The 16,598-nt window shown below is 56.6% G+C and carries 14 protein-coding genes, 1 tRNA gene and 1 pseudogene; 2 read left to right on the top strand and 14 right to left on the bottom strand.

The window, feature by feature from the left end:
• Positions 1-59: 59 nt before the first annotated feature.
• From AC2TDA_RS07495 to AC2TDA_RS07555, 13 genes are all read right to left on the bottom strand, one after another.
• Positions 60-1,280, bottom strand: a complete 1,221-nt coding sequence (locus tag AC2TDA_RS07495; protein WP_480877587.1) for an aminopeptidase P family protein — start codon at positions 1,278-1,280, stop codon at positions 60-62.
• Between the two features lie 162 nt (positions 1,281-1,442).
• A complete protein-coding gene (locus AC2TDA_RS07500) occupies positions 1,443-2,654 on the bottom strand; it encodes an ABC transporter permease (protein WP_480877585.1) in 1,212 nt (403 codons plus the stop codon).
• Positions 2,655-2,659: 5 nt separating this feature from the next.
• Positions 2,660-3,937: an ABC transporter permease gene (locus tag AC2TDA_RS07505; protein WP_480877583.1), complete on the bottom strand. Its 1,278-nt coding sequence runs from the start codon at positions 3,935-3,937 to the stop codon at positions 2,660-2,662.
• 70 nt (positions 3,938-4,007) lie between these two features.
• Positions 4,008-5,099, bottom strand: coding sequence for an extracellular solute-binding protein (locus AC2TDA_RS07510; RefSeq protein WP_480845158.1), 1,092 nt, complete (start codon positions 5,097-5,099; stop codon positions 4,008-4,010).
• Between the two features lie 102 nt (positions 5,100-5,201).
• The gene (locus tag AC2TDA_RS07515; protein WP_480845159.1) at positions 5,202-6,302 is read right to left on the bottom strand and encodes an ABC transporter ATP-binding protein; all 1,101 of its coding nucleotides are present in this window, start codon (positions 6,300-6,302) and stop codon (positions 5,202-5,204) included.
• 136 nt (positions 6,303-6,438) lie between these two features.
• Positions 6,439-7,149, bottom strand: a complete 711-nt coding sequence (locus AC2TDA_RS07520) for a maleate cis-trans isomerase family protein (protein ID WP_480845160.1) — start codon at positions 7,147-7,149, stop codon at positions 6,439-6,441.
• Positions 7,146-8,291 carry a M24 family metallopeptidase gene (locus AC2TDA_RS07525; RefSeq protein ID WP_480877581.1) on the bottom strand — a complete coding sequence of 382 codons (1,146 nt, stop codon included), beginning with the start codon at positions 8,289-8,291 and terminating at the stop codon, positions 7,146-7,148. The genes AC2TDA_RS07520 and AC2TDA_RS07525 overlap by 4 nt, the downstream gene beginning before the upstream one ends.
• Entirely contained in the window at positions 8,288-9,331 is a 1,044-nt protein-coding gene (locus AC2TDA_RS07530) for a pyridoxal-phosphate dependent enzyme (protein WP_480877580.1), read from the bottom strand. The genes AC2TDA_RS07525 and AC2TDA_RS07530 overlap by 4 nt, the downstream gene beginning before the upstream one ends.
• A 260-nt stretch (positions 9,332-9,591) precedes the next feature.
• Positions 9,592-11,058, bottom strand: coding sequence for an aldehyde dehydrogenase (locus AC2TDA_RS07535; RefSeq protein WP_480877578.1), 1,467 nt, complete (start codon positions 11,056-11,058; stop codon positions 9,592-9,594).
• A gap of 13 nt (positions 11,059-11,071) precedes the next feature.
• Positions 11,072-12,109 (bottom strand): LLM class flavin-dependent oxidoreductase, encoded by a 1,038-nt coding sequence (locus AC2TDA_RS07540; RefSeq protein ID WP_480877576.1) that lies wholly within the window; start codon positions 12,107-12,109, stop codon positions 11,072-11,074.
• Positions 12,110-12,111: 2 nt separating this feature from the next.
• The gene (locus tag AC2TDA_RS07545; RefSeq protein ID WP_480877574.1) at positions 12,112-13,050 is read right to left on the bottom strand and encodes a flavin reductase; all 939 of its coding nucleotides are present in this window, start codon (positions 13,048-13,050) and stop codon (positions 12,112-12,114) included.
• On the bottom strand, positions 13,047-13,874 hold the full coding sequence (locus AC2TDA_RS07550) for an alpha/beta fold hydrolase (RefSeq protein WP_480877572.1): 828 nt from the start codon (positions 13,872-13,874) through the stop codon (positions 13,047-13,049). The genes AC2TDA_RS07545 and AC2TDA_RS07550 overlap by 4 nt, the downstream gene beginning before the upstream one ends.
• Positions 13,846-14,448, bottom strand: a complete 603-nt coding sequence (locus AC2TDA_RS07555; RefSeq protein WP_480845171.1) for an amino acid synthesis family protein — start codon at positions 14,446-14,448, stop codon at positions 13,846-13,848. Before AC2TDA_RS07555 ends, AC2TDA_RS07550 begins: the two co-directional genes overlap by 29 nt.
• Before the next feature lie 103 nt (positions 14,449-14,551).
• On the opposite strand from AC2TDA_RS07555, the gene AC2TDA_RS07560 reads away from it, so the two are divergent.
• Positions 14,552-15,244 (top strand): GntR family transcriptional regulator, encoded by a 693-nt coding sequence (locus AC2TDA_RS07560; protein ID WP_480877571.1) that lies wholly within the window; start codon positions 14,552-14,554, stop codon positions 15,242-15,244.
• Between the two features lie 124 nt (positions 15,245-15,368).
• Positions 15,369-16,072, top strand: a pseudogene (locus AC2TDA_RS07565) (IS5 family transposase).
• 140 nt (positions 16,073-16,212) lie between these two features.
• On the opposite strand, the gene AC2TDA_RS07570 reads toward AC2TDA_RS07565, so the two are convergent.
• Positions 16,213-16,302, bottom strand: a tRNA-Ser gene (locus AC2TDA_RS07570).
• Positions 16,303-16,598 lie beyond the last annotated feature (296 nt).

Raw genomic sequence — 16,598 nt, forward strand, 5'->3', positions numbered from 1 at the left:
ACTCTGCGTGCAGCCGAGGCGCTTGAAATAGGGTGGAGCACATGCTCCACCCGTTTAGATCAGGCACCGATGATGTTATGACCCGGACCATATGGGAATCCGGTGATATTCTCGGCCCCGTCCTCGCCGACAACGAGGATATCATGTTCACGGTAGCCGCCCGCACCAGGCTGTCCTTCGGGAATCCACAGCATCGGTTCGATGGACACAACCATGCCAGGCTCGAGTACCGTGTCGATATCCTCGCGCAACTCCAGCCCTGCCTCGCGCCCATAGTAGTGGCTGAGAATGCCAAAGGAATGGCCATAACCGAATGAGCGGAATTGCAGCAGGCCTTCGTCCGCAAAGAAGCGGTTGATCTCGGCAGTGATGCCGGAACAGGTGGCCCCGGGTTTGATCAGGCTGAGACCCAGTTCATGTGCAGCAACGTTGGCCTTCCAAAGGCGCAGGCTGTCTGCGTCCGGTTCTCCCAGAAACAAAGTGCGTTCCAAGGCCGTGTAATAGCCCGAGATCATTGGGAAGGTGTTCAGTGACAGGATATCACCCTTTTGCAAGGCGCGTTTGGTGACAGGATTGTGTGCGCCGTCTGTGTTCAGACCGGATTGGAACCAAACCCAGGTGTCGCGGTACTCGGCGTCCGGATAGGCCCGGGCGATTTCGGCTTCCATGGCGTCGCGTCCTGCCATGGCAATCTCTATCTCAGTTGCGCCCTCGCGGATCGCGGCGTGAATAGCCGCGCCGCCAACGTCGGCGGTTCGGGCACCGCCTTTGATCAGTTCGATCTCCTCTGCGGACTTGACCATGCGGGCAGCCATTGTGTCGGGCGCAATGTCGAGCAGCTCGGGCCCACCCAGCATGTTCAGCGCCGTGTCGCGCACCGCGAGCGTCATGTGATCGCTTTCGATGCCGACCCGTTTGGCATTCCCAATCAGGCTGGCAACCGCGCGCCAATAATTGTCGCGCTTCCAGTCGGTGTAGATCACGTTGTCTTCGACTGATCGACGCCAGGGTTGCCCGGCATCGATATTTGCCGAAACGGTGGTGCAAGTATCCTGCGTGACAACGCAGCCATAGGGTCGGCCGAAGGTGCAGTACAGAAAGCCCGAGTAATAGGCGATGTTCTGCATCGAGGTCAGCAGAACCACAGGGATATCCCGTTTTGCCATGATAGCGCGCAGTGCAGTCAGGCGGCGATCATACTCGGCCTTGCTGAACGGCAGCGGGGCTTTGTCGCCATTGTGGCAGGTGAAGAATTCGGGGCGGTTGGACGTATCTGTCATCTCTGGTCTCTCAACTTTGCCGGATGTGCAAAACCCGGCCACATGTCCCGGCGTTCAGGACAGGCGGTCTCGGGGTCCGAGAGCCGATCATCCCCGTGAGAGCCGCGACGCCATCGCGGCGGGGATGAACGGGTGAATCGTTAAATCAGACAGATTGCTCCGTCAAGCGGGAGAGAGACCCCGCAACCGTTCCGAGCGGCGCCGCAGCAGTTCAACGGTTGTCAGCAACGCAATCGAGAGGACCACAAGGATCGTCGCAACCGCCAGAATGGTTGGGCTGATCTGTTCGCGCAGACCCGTGAACATCTGCCAGGGCAGAGTCTTCTGACTGGCGGAACCCACAAACAGCACCACAACAACTTCATCGAATGAGGTGATGAATGCGAACAGACCGCCTGAGATCACGCCCGGCAAGATCAGCGGCATCTGGATCTTGAAGAAGGTGCGGACCGGACCGGCCCCCATATTTGCCGCGGCGCGTGTCAGCGAGCGATCAAAGCCGACCAGCGTCGCAGTCACGGTGATGATGACAAATGGAATACCCAGAACGGCGTGTGCCAGGATGACTTTCAGGTAGCCCACAATGTTCTTGTTCATGCCCAGCGTACCTTCGAGGAACCGTCCGATGTCGCTGTAGAAAAAGAACATGCCCGTCGCCGAGATGATTAAAGGGACGATCATAGGAGAAATCAGGATGCCCATGATCGCCCGGCGCCCCGGGACGTGGGATTGGCTAAGCCCGATGGCGGCCAAAGTCCCCAGCGAGACCGAAATGATCGTCGCTATCGGCGCGATGATCAGCGAGTTCTTGAAGCTGCGCTGCCATTCGTTGTTGGTGAAGAAGTCCCGGTAGTGTTTAAGCGAATACCCTTCGGGATCCAGCCGCAGCATCTCGGGTGTGAAGGTAAAGAAGTCCTGTGCGTTGAAAGACAGCGGCAGAACCACAAGGATCGGCGTGATCAGGAAGACAAAAATTGCGCCGCAGATGACTCGGAACAGGTAGTGATAAAAGACCTGCTGAGCCGTCAGATAGGGCAGCAGTTTGCGACGATACCGCCCTTCATAAAGCCAATAGATGAACCAACTGAAGAACCAGCCGCCCAAAAGGCCAAGAACGCCGCCCACCAGGCCGGAAGCAAAAAAGCCCACAATGCCGAAGCCCAGGATGGTGATCCAGCGGGCAAGGTTTTCGTTTTTCAGTATGTTTATGTAGACCCAGGCCAATGCGGATATCAGGACCGCTCCGCCCAGAATTCCCAGAAAGACTGAACCGTTGCCTGCGCCAACGAAGATGCCTGCGAAGGCACCTGCCAAGGCAACGCTGGGCAGAACCATGGACATCGGCTTGCGGGATATCGGTGTGAGTGCGGCCATATTGATTATCCCAACTTCACGTTATCGATGCCCACGATTTTGTCGTAGACCCAGTAGAGCAACAGCACGACGCCCAGTAGGATCGTACCCAAGGCCGCGGCAAGCCCCCAGTTCAGCGAGGACGAGATGTGATAGGCGATCCGGTTCGAGATGAATACGCCCTTGGTGCCGCCCACAATTTCGGGGGTGATGTAGTAGCCAATTGCCAGAATGAACACGAGGATCGAGCCCGCACCGATGCCTGGAATGGATTGCGGGAAGTAAATACGCCAGAACGTTGTCCAGTTGGTCGCCCCCATGGACTTTGCTGCGCGCGTGTATGACGGCGGGATGGTCTGCATCACCGAATACATCGGTAGAATCATGAACGGCAAAAGGATGTGCGTCATGGCAGTGATTGTGCCGATCTGGTTATTGATGATGATCAACCGGGCATCATCGGCAACCAACCCCAGCCAGACCAGCGTGTCATTGATCACACCCTGCTGTTGTAGCATGACCTTCCAGGCCGAGGTTCGCACCAGAAGGGATGTCCAGAAAGGCAGAAGTACCAGGATCATCAGCAGGTTCGAGACCCGCATCGGCAGGGTCGCCAGCAGGTAGCTGACCGGATAGGCCAGCAGGATGCAGGCCCCGGTGATCACCAGGGACATGAACAGTGTACGACCAAAGAGTTTGATCAGAATCTGTTTGTCCTCGGGCTGTGATTGCGCGCCTTCGGGGGTGCGGCGCATGTCGACCGCGTTCAGGAAATAGCCGTTGGTGATGGCAGGTGAGTGGGTCTTGATCACCGCCCATGTCTGCGGCTCACCCCAGCCATCGTGAATCTCGATCACCTGTTCCTTGAACGGCCCGTCTGTTTCGGGGTCCAGCTTGCCCATTTTCCGACCCGAGCGGCGGAACATCGAAGACATGCCGGTCTCTTCGTAGTTCAGACGCGAGCCCAGTCGGGTATGTGTCTTGTTGTCGACGGCCACGACCATATCTCGGACAAAGGCGTCATAGACTGCCTCCTCCGGCAATTCGCCGCTGGTCTCATCCCAGTCCTGCAGCGCCTCGACCGTCAGCGGCAGCGTTTCCTGGACGATGCTGTTTTCCACCGACCGGAACAGCATCGAGGCAATGGGCACAATGAACGAGAACATCACGAACAGCAGAAGCGGTGCCACCAGCATCAGAGCCCGAAGTTTCTGCCGTCGCAGCGACCGCGCCAGTGATTGCTTGAGCGGTGTTCCATCGGCGGCCAGCATCGGACCGGAGTTTTGTTGGGTGGCGTCAGTCATCAGTGCCCCTTGGGTGCTTTTGGGGCCGGGGGCGACTGATCGCCCCCGACAATCTTAGGAAATCAGACGCTTATTGCGCCAGCCACGCCTGGAATTTGGCGTCGATATCGTCGCGGTAATCCGCCCAGAACTCGTAGTTATACAGGAACGTGTTCTTGGCGTTTTCCGGATCGGTCGGCATATGAGGTGCCATTTCGATGCCCAGATCGGCGTGCTGGCCGACCAGCGGAGCCGACGAGGCACGGGCCGGGCCGTACGAGATGTACTTGGCCTGATCCGCCAGACGCTGGGTGTCGGTTGCGAACATGATGTAGTCCAGCGCACGCTGCTGACGCTCTTCGCTCAGGCCGGCGGGGATGATCCAGCCGTCAAGGTCAAACACCTGTGCGTCCCACAGCATAGCTACGGGCTGCTTCTGTTCTTCGATCACGCTGAACAAACGGCCGTTGTAGGTCGAACCCATGATGACTTCGCCATCCGCCAGCAATTGCGGCGTGTCTGCACCTGCAGACCACCAGACAACGCTGTCCTTGATGGTGCCCAGCTTGGCAAGTGCTTGGTCTTGCCCTTCCGGGGTAGCAAGAACGTCATAGACGTCATCTTTGGCTACACCGTCACAGAGCAGAGCCCATTCCATGTTGTTGATCGGGCGCTTCTCGAGCGAGCGCTTGCCCGGATAGGTTTCCAGATCGAACACGGCGCAGATGTCGGTTGGCGGGGTGTCGCCCACCAGATCGGTACGATAGCCAAAGGTGGTCGAATATACGATCTGCGGGATAAAGCAGTCGCTGACCAGAAGGTCACCAAAATCCTCGGAGGCAGGCGTGCCATCCGGGGCTGCAGCCAGTTGGCTGTCGAAATCGATCTCAAGCGCCAAGCCTTCGTCGCACAAGCGGATCGCGTCTGCTGCGACCACGTCAACCACGTCCCAGGTGATGTTGCCCGCTTCGTTCATCGCGCGCAGCTTGGCAACGGCCTCGTTCGAGCTGTCGTCGTTCAGAATGGTGACACCGGTCTTTTCCGAATAGGGCTCGTGATACGCCTTAAGCTGCGACTTGGAATAGGCGCCACCCCAAGACACGATGGTCATTTCTTCGGCAGCAGATGCCCCCGCAACGGCCGCAAGGGCGACTGCCGTCAATAAAGTTGTTGTTGGTTTCATGTGTTACTCCCAGTACTTCCCGTTTGTTGTATGGTCGGCTGATGCACGGGTTTTCATCAGCCGGTCCCTCAGCTTGGCTCCGCTTGTCTCGCGCAGCTTGGTCTATGCGTCGAGCGCACGACAATCCTGGGCCAGCCAGCCAATCTCGATCTCCTGACCTGGGGTCAGGCGGACGGCGTCCGGCGCATTTCGGGTTTTGACGATGAATTCATCATTACCTGCCACCGACATGCGGAACCGAAACACGTCGCCCATATAAATGAACTCTTTGACGGTTGCTTTCAGGGTATGCGCATCCGCATGCAGGCGGTCTTTGTTGAATTCAACGCGTTCGGGCCGGATCGACACTTTGGTCCGCTCGCCGGGTTTGTGGACATTGATCGGAACAGCATCAATTTCCGAGCCATCATCCAGCTGGACAAGGCATGTGTCGCCGTCGATCGATTTCACGACACCTTCCATGGTGTTGTTCTCACCGATGAACTGTGCGACGAAGCTGTTTTCCGGCTCTTCATACAGTTGATCAGGCGGTGCAAGCTGCTGAATACGCCCGTCGTCAAACACCGCAACACGATCGGACATCGTCAGAGCTTCGGTCTGATCGTGTGTCACGTAAACGGTGGTGATCCCCAACTCATGCGCAAGGCGCGTGATTTCGAATTGCATGTGTTCGCGAAGCTGCTTGTCCAGCGCGCCCAGCGGTTCATCCATCAAAACCAGCTCGGGCTCGAACACCAGGGCACGCGCCAATGCGATCCGCTGTTGCTGTCCACCCGACAGTTGCGCAGGGCGGCGGCTTCCGAATTCGCCCATCTGAACCATGTCCAGCGCGCGTTTTACTTTTGCCTCGCGTTCGGATTTGCCCAGCTTGCGAACCTCAAGCGGAAACGAGAGGTTCTCGGCCACCGTCATGTGCGGGAACAAGGCATAGTTCTGGAACACCATCCCGATGCCGCGTTTGTGCGGCGGGATATTGTTGATGGGGCGTCCATCAAGAAGGATTTCACCATGGGTTGCGGTTTCAAACCCGGCAAGCATCATCAGACAGGTCGTCTTGCCCGATCCCGAAGGCCCGAGCATCGTCAGAAATTCGCCCTTCGGCAGTGCCAGATTGAGGTCTTTTACGACGAGAATTTCGCCATCATAAGACTTTTGAACGCGTTGAAATTCGACAAACGCGGCGTCGTTCGTTGTTTCGGTCACAAGACCCCCTGTTTCGTCAAATGATTATCCGAAAGCATCGGATTTCATTGATCAGTAGGCATCAGTAAAGACCGAGCGGCATACGTATTGCAACAGTGAATACGATATTTGCGGGCTTAGGTGTCGGATTGAGAATTCAATTGGTGCAATTCAGATGTCTCATATGCCATGCTAGACTTTGATTGCTGGAAAGCACAGGTTTACCAATTCTTGCGCGAATCTCTGGAATAGCGTCACGGGTTCTAAGGTTGGTGCAACTCAGGAAAATTGCATCCACCGTTGGATCTGATCCCAGCCGTGTTGCCGCCTCGACCACGGATTGATTGGAAATCCGAACGACCTTGGCTTCTTCGGCTTCTCCGAATGTGCCAAACACATCGGTCGTTATCCCGCTCTCTGCAAAGGCCCGGCGCAGAGGCACGTTGACCTCTTCAATATAGGGAGACAACAACGCGAATTTCGAAACACCAAGGCTTTCGGCACACGCCGCGGCTGCGCGCAACGGATTTGTGACCTCGGCCGTGTTGCAGGTTTGTTTGACAAGTTGCGCCACACGTTCGGATCCGATGACCGAACTTGCCGATGTGCACCCGTACCCCACAACACGGTAAGGCCTTGCGCTGGGGAGCAATTCCGCAGCCGCAGGCAAGGCAGTTTCCATTTCAGCCAGGCTGTCCGTGGTCACTTCGGTGCCACTCGGAATTCGGGTCACGTGGATCGGGTATTTTCGATCCGAGAAATACGCGCTGAACTCCGGCTCGAGCGTTTCATCCGTCTGCAGCACAATCAGGCCAAGCGGTGAGGCTTGCGGATCGTCCTGGTCCAGGGTGTACGGAATGTGTGTCATAGTTCGATCATCTCCGACCCGATACGCGGGCTTAAAAAGCGCGGTTTCCCATCCGTAACAACGATGTTCTCTTCATGAACCAGTATCTTGCCACCGACAGCTATGCCCGGCTCCAGTGTCAGAACCATGCCCGCCTCAAGAACAGTGTCATCGGTCGGAATGAGAGAGGGCCATTCAGTCAGCGACATCCCCAACCCGTGTCCCAACCGTCCTGCATCCGTGCCTTCTGCATCTTTGGTAAGGATGTTGTTCATAGCGTGAAACAAGTCCGCGGCGGTTGCGCCCGGCTGGGCGATATCGAGCGCGGCGTCCGAGGCTTCGATGAGCCTGGCATGGGCGGATTTCACGTCAGAATTCGCTGGACCAACGGACCAGTTGCGGTCGAAATCAGAAAAATACCCATCCCAAACCAATCCTGTGTCCAGCATCAAGACATCTCCTGATACCAAAGGAGTTGGGCGGGCAGGTGAGATAACGTCGGTATATCCGCCTTGTTCTGCTCCACCGGCCAGGTAGGGGACCCAATCAGCTCCTTCTTCCAGACAGAGTATTTGAAACTTGCGGAACACCTCGTCCAGCGGAACACCGGCTTTGGCGATCTCGGGAACACGTGCAAAGGCCCGGCCAGCAATGCCACAAGCGGTCTCAATCTTGGCAATCTCGGCTGCGGATTTGACAATGCGCAGGGCGCGCAGAATACCGTTATCGCCCACTATCCCGCGCGTGCCGAGTTTTCCACGTAAACGCTCAATATCTGCCAAGGGCATACGCGCATGGGTCTCATGACCATCAGGCATTCCGACGCGACCATCTAGTGGTGTCAGTTCCGTCAGAGCATCTGCCAAAAGCGAAACACCGTCGTCCCTCAAATCTGGTGAACTCCAGCTTCGGATGTCATCGATCCATGTCTGACCCATGAGCGCGGCCCCGATAGACGGGATCACGGCAACAGGTTTTCCCTTGGCGGGGACAATCAGATACCAGGGACGCGTCGGGCTTTCCCAGAAACGGGTCAGGTACCCAGTGAAGTAACGCACGTCCGTTTCGGTGGTCAGCAATAAGGCAGAGAGACCGGCTGCTTCCATCAACTCTTGTGCGCGTTTTGTGCGCGTTTCGAATTCGGTCTGCTCGAACCCCCTCATTCCGCGATCTCCGATAGAACGCACAAAACGCGCGACCGGTCATCGATTGCCATTGCCTGTCTGGCCTCGTCATTCATTACGGCCGCTATCCCTGCGCCGCCGGACGCCGTTGTTTCCAGCCCCGCATCCGCGATCACGTCCAATTGCTGGGCCACTTCCTCGTCGGTCAGCGTCAGGAAGAGATCGGCGTCTCTGGCCAACCCATTCAATGCGATCAGTGAAGGCTCTTTGCAATCCAGTCGCCCCATGATGCTGTCCGGCCCATCCGCAAAGACGCACTTTCCGGCCGAAATGCTTGCTTGCAAGGCAGGAGCGGCCTCGGGTTCGACCACGATGATCTTAGGCGCGTTGCCCCAAACTGTTCGCGCGTAAGCTGAGACTGCTCCGGCTAAACCGCCAACACCAGCCTGCAGGAGTATATGCGTGGGCGGCTCAGGACATTGTCCCGCCGCTTCTGCCGCCATTTGCAGGTACCCCTCCATCAAAATTTGCGGCAGTTCAAAATAGCCATCCCACGAACTATCCGACAAGAGAATCCATCCGTTTTCCCTGGCTGCCGCGCTTGCTGCTTCCATGCTGGCGGCGTAGTCGGCGCCGCTGCGTACAACGTCCGCATTTTGGGCGCGCAGGCGTTGGGCAAAGCTCTCGGGAACGGTGTCGGCAATATGTACGACTGCCTTTGCACCGAACATTTTGGCGCCAGCTGCGACGCTCATTCCATGGTTTCCAGCACTGGCAGTGACGTAGGTTGTGCCAGCCAGCGTGTTTGCGCCTGGTTTGCTTGCTTTTTCTGCGGCGTGACGAGCAATCACATACGCCGCGCCAAGGGCTTTGAACGACCCAAGGTTCATTCGAGTGCGCTCGTCCTTGACCCAAAACTGAGAAACTGGTGCTAACTCACTGGCGTCGACCAGAGGTGTTTCCTTCGCCGCTGGGCACGCAGATAGCAAGTCCGCCACTCTGGCCGCATCCGTTGATGGGTAAGGTGCGGAGGGAACAATTTTTTGACCCGCCCGATGAGGATTGTTGATGATCTGCATGCCCGCTCCGAGAACTCGATCCAATGACGTGATCCGATTGACGGAATTGTGTCAACTCAGTTTGTTTTCGATGGGCGATGCCGGCGTCCCGGCTTCCGTCGCGGGAAAACGACTGCCGCTGACCGATACATGGGATGCCATGGCCACAATAGGTCTGAGATGTCGCGCCGTCGACCACCCGTAAGACCAACCCAATCGCGCCAGCGCAGCGTTGGTCGATGGTTTGGACACCGGTCTGTTTCAGCAGTTGATAGTGTTCGCTAGCGCATAACAAAGGGATCGGGGATCGGGTCATCGCTTGTGCGCAGCCAGACCGCTTTAACTTTGGTATAGTCCAGTGCCGCCTGCAATCCGCCCTCTCTCCCGTGACCCGAAAGCCCATGTCCGCCAAAAGGCGCAACTGGGCTAACCGCGCGATATGTGTTCACCCACACTATCCCGGCGCGCAAGCCGCGCATCATTCGATGTGCCCGGGTCAGATCCTTTGTGAACAACCCGGATGCCAGCCCGAATTCAGTGTCATTGGCCAACCGCAAAGCTTCTGCTTCAGTGTTAAAGCCGACGACGGACAAGACTGGCCCGAAGAATTCATTCGTCAGGCATGGGGCGTCCGGGGCATCCGAGCAATCGATGATTGTCGGTGGGAAATAGTACCCCTCACGATCCGCTGCCTTGCCGCCTGTGATGACACTGGCGCCAGCCGCTTCCGACGCCGCGATCAGGTCTGTCGCCTTGCTGATCTGACCCGAAGTGCACAATGGCCCAACTTCCGTTGCCATGTCATCTGGGTTTCCGATCACCACGCTTTCGGCTTTTTCTTTGAGGCGGGCCAGGAACACAGTTTTGATCTTATTGGAAACGATAAGCCGCGAACCAGCGACACAGCTTTGACCCGTGGCTGCAAAAATGCCCGAGACCTGAGCGTTTACGGCGCTTTCGATGTCGGCGTCTTCGAACACAATGAAGGGCGATTTGCCGCCGAGTTCCAGCGAAGTGGACGCAAGGTTCTCGGCAGAATTACGCACTACATGGCGTGCAGTTTCCGGCCCGCCGGTAAATGCAACGTGGTCGACTTTTGGGTGGCTGGTCAGGACAGCGCCGCAATCTGCGCCAAAACCGGTGATTATGTTGAGAACGCCCTTTGGGAAACCTGCCTGATCAAAGATGCGGGCAAATTCAAGCATCGGTGCCGGGCCGTCTTCTGAAGCTTTCAGAACGACCGTGCAACCAGCCGCCAAAGCAGGGCCGATCTTCACTGCGGACAGGAATAATTGTGAATTCCACGGGACGACCGCGGCAACCACGCCGACCGGTTCCCGGCGCAGCCAGACCTCCATGTCCGGCTTGTCGATCGGTAAATGCGCGCCTTCGATTTTGTCTGCAAGACCCGCGTAGTATCGATAGTATTCGGCAACATAAGCTACCTGCGCAGAGGTTTCGCGAATGATCTTACCCGTATCACGGGTTTCCAGCGCGGCCAGGGTCTGAGCGTTTTCTTCGACCAGATCAGCCAGCCGATACAGCAGCTTTCCCCGGGCCGTAGCAGTCATGTTTGCCCATTCCGGCGCGAAGAATGCAGCCTCGGCCGCATCTACGGCCGCGTTTACATCTGCGGCTTTGGCCTCGGGCATCATCGCCCAAACGGCGCCGCTTGCCGGATCTCGACTTTCAAACCGTGCAGAACCGTTTGAAAACTCACCGTCTATGTATTGCTGAAACTGCTGCATCTATCCCGAGCCCTCAATGAAATGCCGGCATGACATCTTTGATGAACCGCTCAAGCGAAGCCTTCTTGCGTTCAAAGCTCATGCTGCTGTCGATCCAAAATGAATACTCATCATAACCCAGCGCTTCCGATATGCGGATACGCTCGATCACGGTTTCAGCTGTGCCAACCACAAGATCCCGCTCCATGGCGTCAGGCGTATAAAACGGGTGCGCCGCGATGTCTTCGTCGGTGAGGGGGTCAATCAGGCCTTGAGTGATCTCGCGCTTGTTCATGAACCAAGCGCCGAAATAGCAGAAAAAGCGGTTCAACTCTTTGGCGGCAAGCTTTGCATCGGCCTCGTCCTCTGCCACGTAGGTATGTCGCAGCAACATGATCTTGGGGCGTGGGACTTCGGGAAATTTCTGGCAGGCCGCGTTGAATTTCGACATCAGGTTCTCGACCTCGTCGTCCCCGTTCCACAATGGTGTGACCTGCACGTTGCAGCCATTCGAAACGGCAAACTCATGGCTGTTCGGATCTCGCGCTGCGACCCAGATTGGCGGGCCGTTTGGTTGCAGCGGTTTGGGGGATGACGTCGTTTTAGGGAATTGTGTGAATTGCCCGTCGTGTTCGTAGTCACCCTCCCACAAGGCCTTCACCGCCGGGACAAGCTCGCGCATACGCTGGCCTGCCTCCCAGGCGTCCATTCCCGGCATAAGCCGCTCATACTCAAAACTGTACGCACCACGGGCAACGCCCAAATCAAGACGCCCATCCGTAATGATGTCAGTCATGGCCGCTTCACCCGCCAGTCGGATTGGATGCCAGAAGGGCGCGACAACGGTGCCGGTCCCCAGTCGGACGTGTTTTGTGTGACGTGCGACGTCAACCAAACTCAGAAACGGGTTGGGTGCGATGGTAAAATTCATGCCATGGTGTTCGCCAGTCCAAATCGCATGCATCCCACCGTCGTCCGCGATCTTGCATATCTGAAGGAACTCTTCGTAAAGCTGCCGCTGATCCTGTTCCTCCGAAATGCGTTCCATGTGCGCGAATAACGAGAACTTCATGCTCACTTTCTCCCATCAATGATCGGCTTCACCTCTCCGACCACTTCGTTGCCAAAATACACCCCGAAATTTCCCATGCGGCTTTCCTGCGCGAAGCGCTCCAACATGGTGCACATTGCCGGATCAGCGATATCTGTCAGCGTCGACTCGCTCAGTTCGGTGAATACGCCTTTGATCGGCGCACCACCTGCAGCCTGACACAGAAAGACGATGTGTTGGTGTTTGCGCGCTTCATCTTCGTAAACTGAGTAAATGAAACCCGGCTCGGCATTGACACCGGTGTCCGAAATCAGCTTCGCCAAAGCGCTGTTCGCACCTTTCGACACGTCCTCTGTCAGGGGCAACGTGAGGTGGCCAAGTTCATTGTCTACCAGAAGAACTTTGCCGTCTTGTTCGATCAAGGCAGACACCACCATATCGGTTCGCCTGCTCAGAGCTTCGACCTCTGCTGCCGGTGTGACATACGCGCCGCGCGCGTAACCCAATCCGGGCGCGATAGTGTGATCAAAGGCTTTGACTTCGCCGATCAGGATCAGGTGATCACCCGCATCCACGGTCTTGTTCATCGCGCAATCGAACCACGCTGAAACCCCATCCAGAATTGGCGAGCCATGGGGGCCATTCTGCCAATCGACTGCTGCAAAACGATCCTCTACCGGGCGAGCGAATGTATTGGACACGTCAATCTGCGCCTCAGACAGAATATTGATCGCAAATTTCTGTGTATTGGCGAAGGTGTCATAGTTTCTGGATGTATTGGCCAGACAAACCAGGACAAGCGGCGGCTCAAGAGACACAGATGTAAAAGAGTTTGCGGTGAACCCTAAGGGTTCATCCCCGTCGTCAACCGTGGTGACAACAGTAACGCCGGTCATGAAGCTACCAAACGCAGTGCGCAGAGCGCGCGGATTACTCAGCATCCGGGTGTCAAACTGTATCATGCGACATCTATCTCCTCGGTTGAGGTGTGCAGCCATTCCTGCAACGCGGCATTGACGGATTCCGGGGCCGTCAGATTCACCATGTGGCGGTGATTCTCTATGATAACGGCCCAGCCGCGCGGGGCGGCATCTGCCATGGCCTGAGACATCGCTGGCGTAGAGTTGGGGTCCGCCTCTCCGGTCAGCGCCAGCAGCGGGCAGGGGATGTTGGCGAACCCTTCCGCATAAGTCGCGTCACCATGCGCAAAGGCCGAATAAGCCGTTGCATAGCCTTCCATGTTAACCGCCCCGAGCCATTCCGCCACCTGTGCTCTTGCCGACTGCTCGGTCGGGCTGTCCCCGAACCAGCGGTTGAGCGGTGTCTCCAGATCAAAGGCGCCCGTCTCGATCAAGTCGGCTCGTGCCTTGACCGAGGCGCTCGCGTTCGCGTCACGACAGAATACCCCATTGAGCAGAGCAACCCGTTCCAGCCTTTCTGGATGGCGCACCGCAAAACCTCCAGCAATAAGGGCCCCCATGGAGTGACCCGCAAGGCTTATTCTACCCAAATCCAAAGCATTCAAAACCGCACGGAACCAGTCCAGGTAAACCTTTAGCGTCGATCCGGTGGGAATTGGATCGCTGCCGCCGTGGCCGGGTAGGTCCAGTGCGATGATGTGGTGGGTTTTTGCGAATTCTCTGAGCTGCGGCGCCCATGCGGCCGACTGCATTCCGACCCCATGGACAAAAACCAAAGGGGCGGCTTTTCCGGCATTGGAAACCCCGGCTTGTCGAAATGCGACTTTGCCGAAAGGCTCAGACAGCAGCAGGGTTGTCGACGTCATGCCCCAATTCCTTCAGGTCCTGATACCGGTCGCCGATCCGGTGATGCGGTCGGCCTCCAATTGACGCTCCAAGCGCAATCACGATCTCATCCGCAGCAGGGGCATCTGCAATCTGTGTCTGGATCGTGAGGTAGTGGCTGCGTCGACCACCATCGTTTTTGTCCATCAGCGGAATTTGCAGGGCGGCGTTGGCGGGGCCGCGTGTGTTGGTGAAAGCGAGATACGACTTTGCGCCTACAGCCTCGCGGTAGAAGTTTCCGAACCTCAATGTGTGGATCAGCGCCGATCCATGTTCGACCTCGCCGTTGAGCCCGACCATTGCCGCTTTGCCATACCCCTCGATCATGTCTCCACCACCGGTGGAATCAAGCACCATATCCGTCAGCAGTCGCCCAAGGCCGGGAGCACAGTCGTGAATTGACGGCTTGAGATCTTCAACAAATCCCATGCCCGCCCAGGGGTTTTTGATCACAGCGATGGCAGCGATCATCTTCAGGGGCTGCTCTGCTACCCTGCCGCCTTCTATCAAAGTATTCTCGACGTGGAGCAGCGTTTTACGGATTTCCGCGGGCATGGGTATCTCCTGAATGATTCGCGCGTTGTCATATGGTATACCATAATACAATATGGCAATCATACCTTGAAAACATCTACCCAAAGCTGCTAGCTCTTTGCCCATGAGCTTGCCCACACTGACAAAGATCGAACACCCGCCCGCAACCCTGCGCGACATGGTGCAGGAGCGTATGCGAGACGCCATTATTGAAGGGGTTTTTCAGCCAGGCCAAAGGCTTGTGGAGCGTCCGCTTTGCGATCAGCTTGGTGTTAGCCGAACTGTTATTCGCGAAACCATACGGTATCTCGAGGCCGAGGGGCTGGTTGAGATTCTGCCAGGCCGCGGTCCGATTGTGGCCACCATCAGCCTCGAGGACGCGCGTCAGATTTACGACATTCGCCGCATGCTCGAGACCGCCGCTGCCGAAAGCTGCGCAAAAAATATCACGCCCGAGCGTGCACGCGCCCTAAATGCTGCACTCAATCGCTTGAAAGAAGGCTTTGCTGATCCCACGCCCGGTGTGTTGTTTCGTGCAACAGCTGATTTTTACTCTGAGATATTCGATGGCGCCGGGCACCATATCGCTTGGGAAATTGTCCAGCGATTGAATGGCCGGATAAGTCGCCTTCGTATGATGACCTTGTCTTCAACTGATCGGAAACGACCGGGAATCGTGCATATGGAGACCATCTGTGACGCAATCGTATCGGGTAATGCAGCTGCGGCGCGCAAAGCAGTGGCGGATCATCTGGACGACACAATGGCAATCTCGGAAAAGCTGTTGTCAGACGTTGAGGGCTCCAAGGATGGTTGATGCAATCAACGATGGCGGGAAAACCTAGGGCTAGAACGCATTGATTTTTGCCGCGCTGCGTGATTCACGTCTTGGAAAACGGAGTGGTGACACGAGCGATCTTTGTTCGCTGACCGTCGAACAGATGGCCAAGCTTGCCCCTTTTTTCCCAAAGTCATTTGCAAGCCTCGGGTTGATGACAAACGTGTGTTGAGGGGAACGATCTTCATCAATCGAAATGGGTTGCGCTGGCGAAGCGCTGCGGAAACCCATGGGCCGCACAAGACGCTCGACAGCCGGTGAAAGCGTTGGAGCGAGAAAGGTATCTTCGTCCGAATTATGGTCAGCCTGGCCGCCTGATCCACAGTCCGGCAGGCGCATCCGAAAGGTGCGGACGAGAGGGGGGGCGAACCAAGCGCGACATGAATACCAAGCTGCATGCCATCTGCGATAGATGTGCCATGGTGCGCTATTGGTTTAAGCACAATGGCAAATGGCGTCGTGCTCAACCTGTTTATTACCGCCAGGCACGTCAGCAATTACATCGGTACTCGGGCTTTGCTAAGCAGTCTCCCAGACGTGGACTGGCTACTCATTGGCCGCGGCTATGACGCCGACCGGTTCCGGGAGGCGTTGAAAGACAAAGGGATACACGCCGGCATCCCCGCGGCCGAAAACAGCGCAAGTCACCGATCAAACACGACAAGCGCAGATGCAAGCGGCGAAACCGCATCGAGATCATGTTTGGCTGGCTCAAGGAAGGGAGGCGCGTAGCGATCTGCGACGACCGATGTCCCGGTCTTCCTCTCAGCCATCGCTCTCGCAGCAACTGTCATCTACTGTCTATGAATCCTGAGCATATGCATTCAAATCATCCTGGGATTAATACTCAAATCACATTTTGCCCCACATTTCGCGCAGACAAACCAAGGATTTCAAGGGGTGGTGAGGCCTAAAGGCCTGTATTATATAGGTATTTTGCGTGTAAATGGCGGAGACGAAGGGATTCGAACCCTCGAGACCCTTCCGGGCCTACTCCCTTAGCAGGGGAGCGCCTTCGACCACTCGGCCACGTCTCCGCTGGCCGGTATATCCTTGCCTGTTATCCAGTTACAAGACGATTTTCCCGGATCGTGGCAATTTTCTGCACTCCAATGTGCATAGGCAAACACTACATCCGGCGCGGAAGTCGTTGGGTGCCTGAAAACCACTGCTTGAATACCTGTGCCAGACCCAGTTACGCGTGACGACATTACTCGTCGAACTTTGCTTGCAGAACAGAGTGCTTGCAAAGCGAGCGCTCAATCATGCATATTTGTTCATATTTAATGAGTTAAATGACCATAGTTAAAGGTCTTGAGGGGCAATGAGTGTC

It is taken from the genome of Ruegeria sp. HKCCD6426 (assembly GCF_057221115.1).

What these genes read in the sequence shown, in the direction of transcription:
- AC2TDA_RS07495 (WP_480877587.1), bottom strand. Translation starts at nt 1,280, where the DNA reads ATGACAGATACGTCCAACCGCCCCGAATTCTTCACCTGCCACAATGGC.
- AC2TDA_RS07500 (WP_480877585.1), bottom strand. Translation starts at nt 2,654, where the DNA reads ATGGCCGCACTCACACCGATATCCCGCAAGCCGATGTCCATGGTTCTG.
- AC2TDA_RS07505 (WP_480877583.1), bottom strand. Translation starts at nt 3,937, where the DNA reads ATGACTGACGCCACCCAACAAAACTCCGGTCCGATGCTGGCCGCCGAT.
- AC2TDA_RS07510 (WP_480845158.1), bottom strand. Translation starts at nt 5,099, where the DNA reads ATGAAACCAACAACAACTTTATTGACGGCAGTCGCCCTTGCGGCCGTT.
- AC2TDA_RS07520 (WP_480845160.1), bottom strand. Translation starts at nt 7,149, where the DNA reads ATGACACACATTCCGTACACCCTGGACCAGGACGATCCGCAAGCCTCA.
- AC2TDA_RS07525 (WP_480877581.1), bottom strand. Translation starts at nt 8,291, where the DNA reads ATGAGGGGGTTCGAGCAGACCGAATTCGAAACGCGCACAAAACGCGCA.
- AC2TDA_RS07530 (WP_480877580.1), bottom strand. Translation starts at nt 9,331, where the DNA reads ATGCAGATCATCAACAATCCTCATCGGGCGGGTCAAAAAATTGTTCCC.
- AC2TDA_RS07535 (WP_480877578.1), bottom strand. Translation starts at nt 11,058, where the DNA reads ATGCAGCAGTTTCAGCAATACATAGACGGTGAGTTTTCAAACGGTTCT.
- AC2TDA_RS07540 (WP_480877576.1), bottom strand. Translation starts at nt 12,109, where the DNA reads ATGAAGTTCTCGTTATTCGCGCACATGGAACGCATTTCGGAGGAACAG.
- AC2TDA_RS07545 (WP_480877574.1), bottom strand. Translation starts at nt 13,050, where the DNA reads ATGATACAGTTTGACACCCGGATGCTGAGTAATCCGCGCGCTCTGCGC.
- AC2TDA_RS07550 (WP_480877572.1), bottom strand. Translation starts at nt 13,874, where the DNA reads ATGACGTCGACAACCCTGCTGCTGTCTGAGCCTTTCGGCAAAGTCGCA.
- AC2TDA_RS07555 (WP_480845171.1), bottom strand. Translation starts at nt 14,448, where the DNA reads ATGCCCGCGGAAATCCGTAAAACGCTGCTCCACGTCGAGAATACTTTG.
- AC2TDA_RS07560 (WP_480877571.1), top strand. Translation starts at nt 14,552, where the DNA reads ATGAGCTTGCCCACACTGACAAAGATCGAACACCCGCCCGCAACCCTG.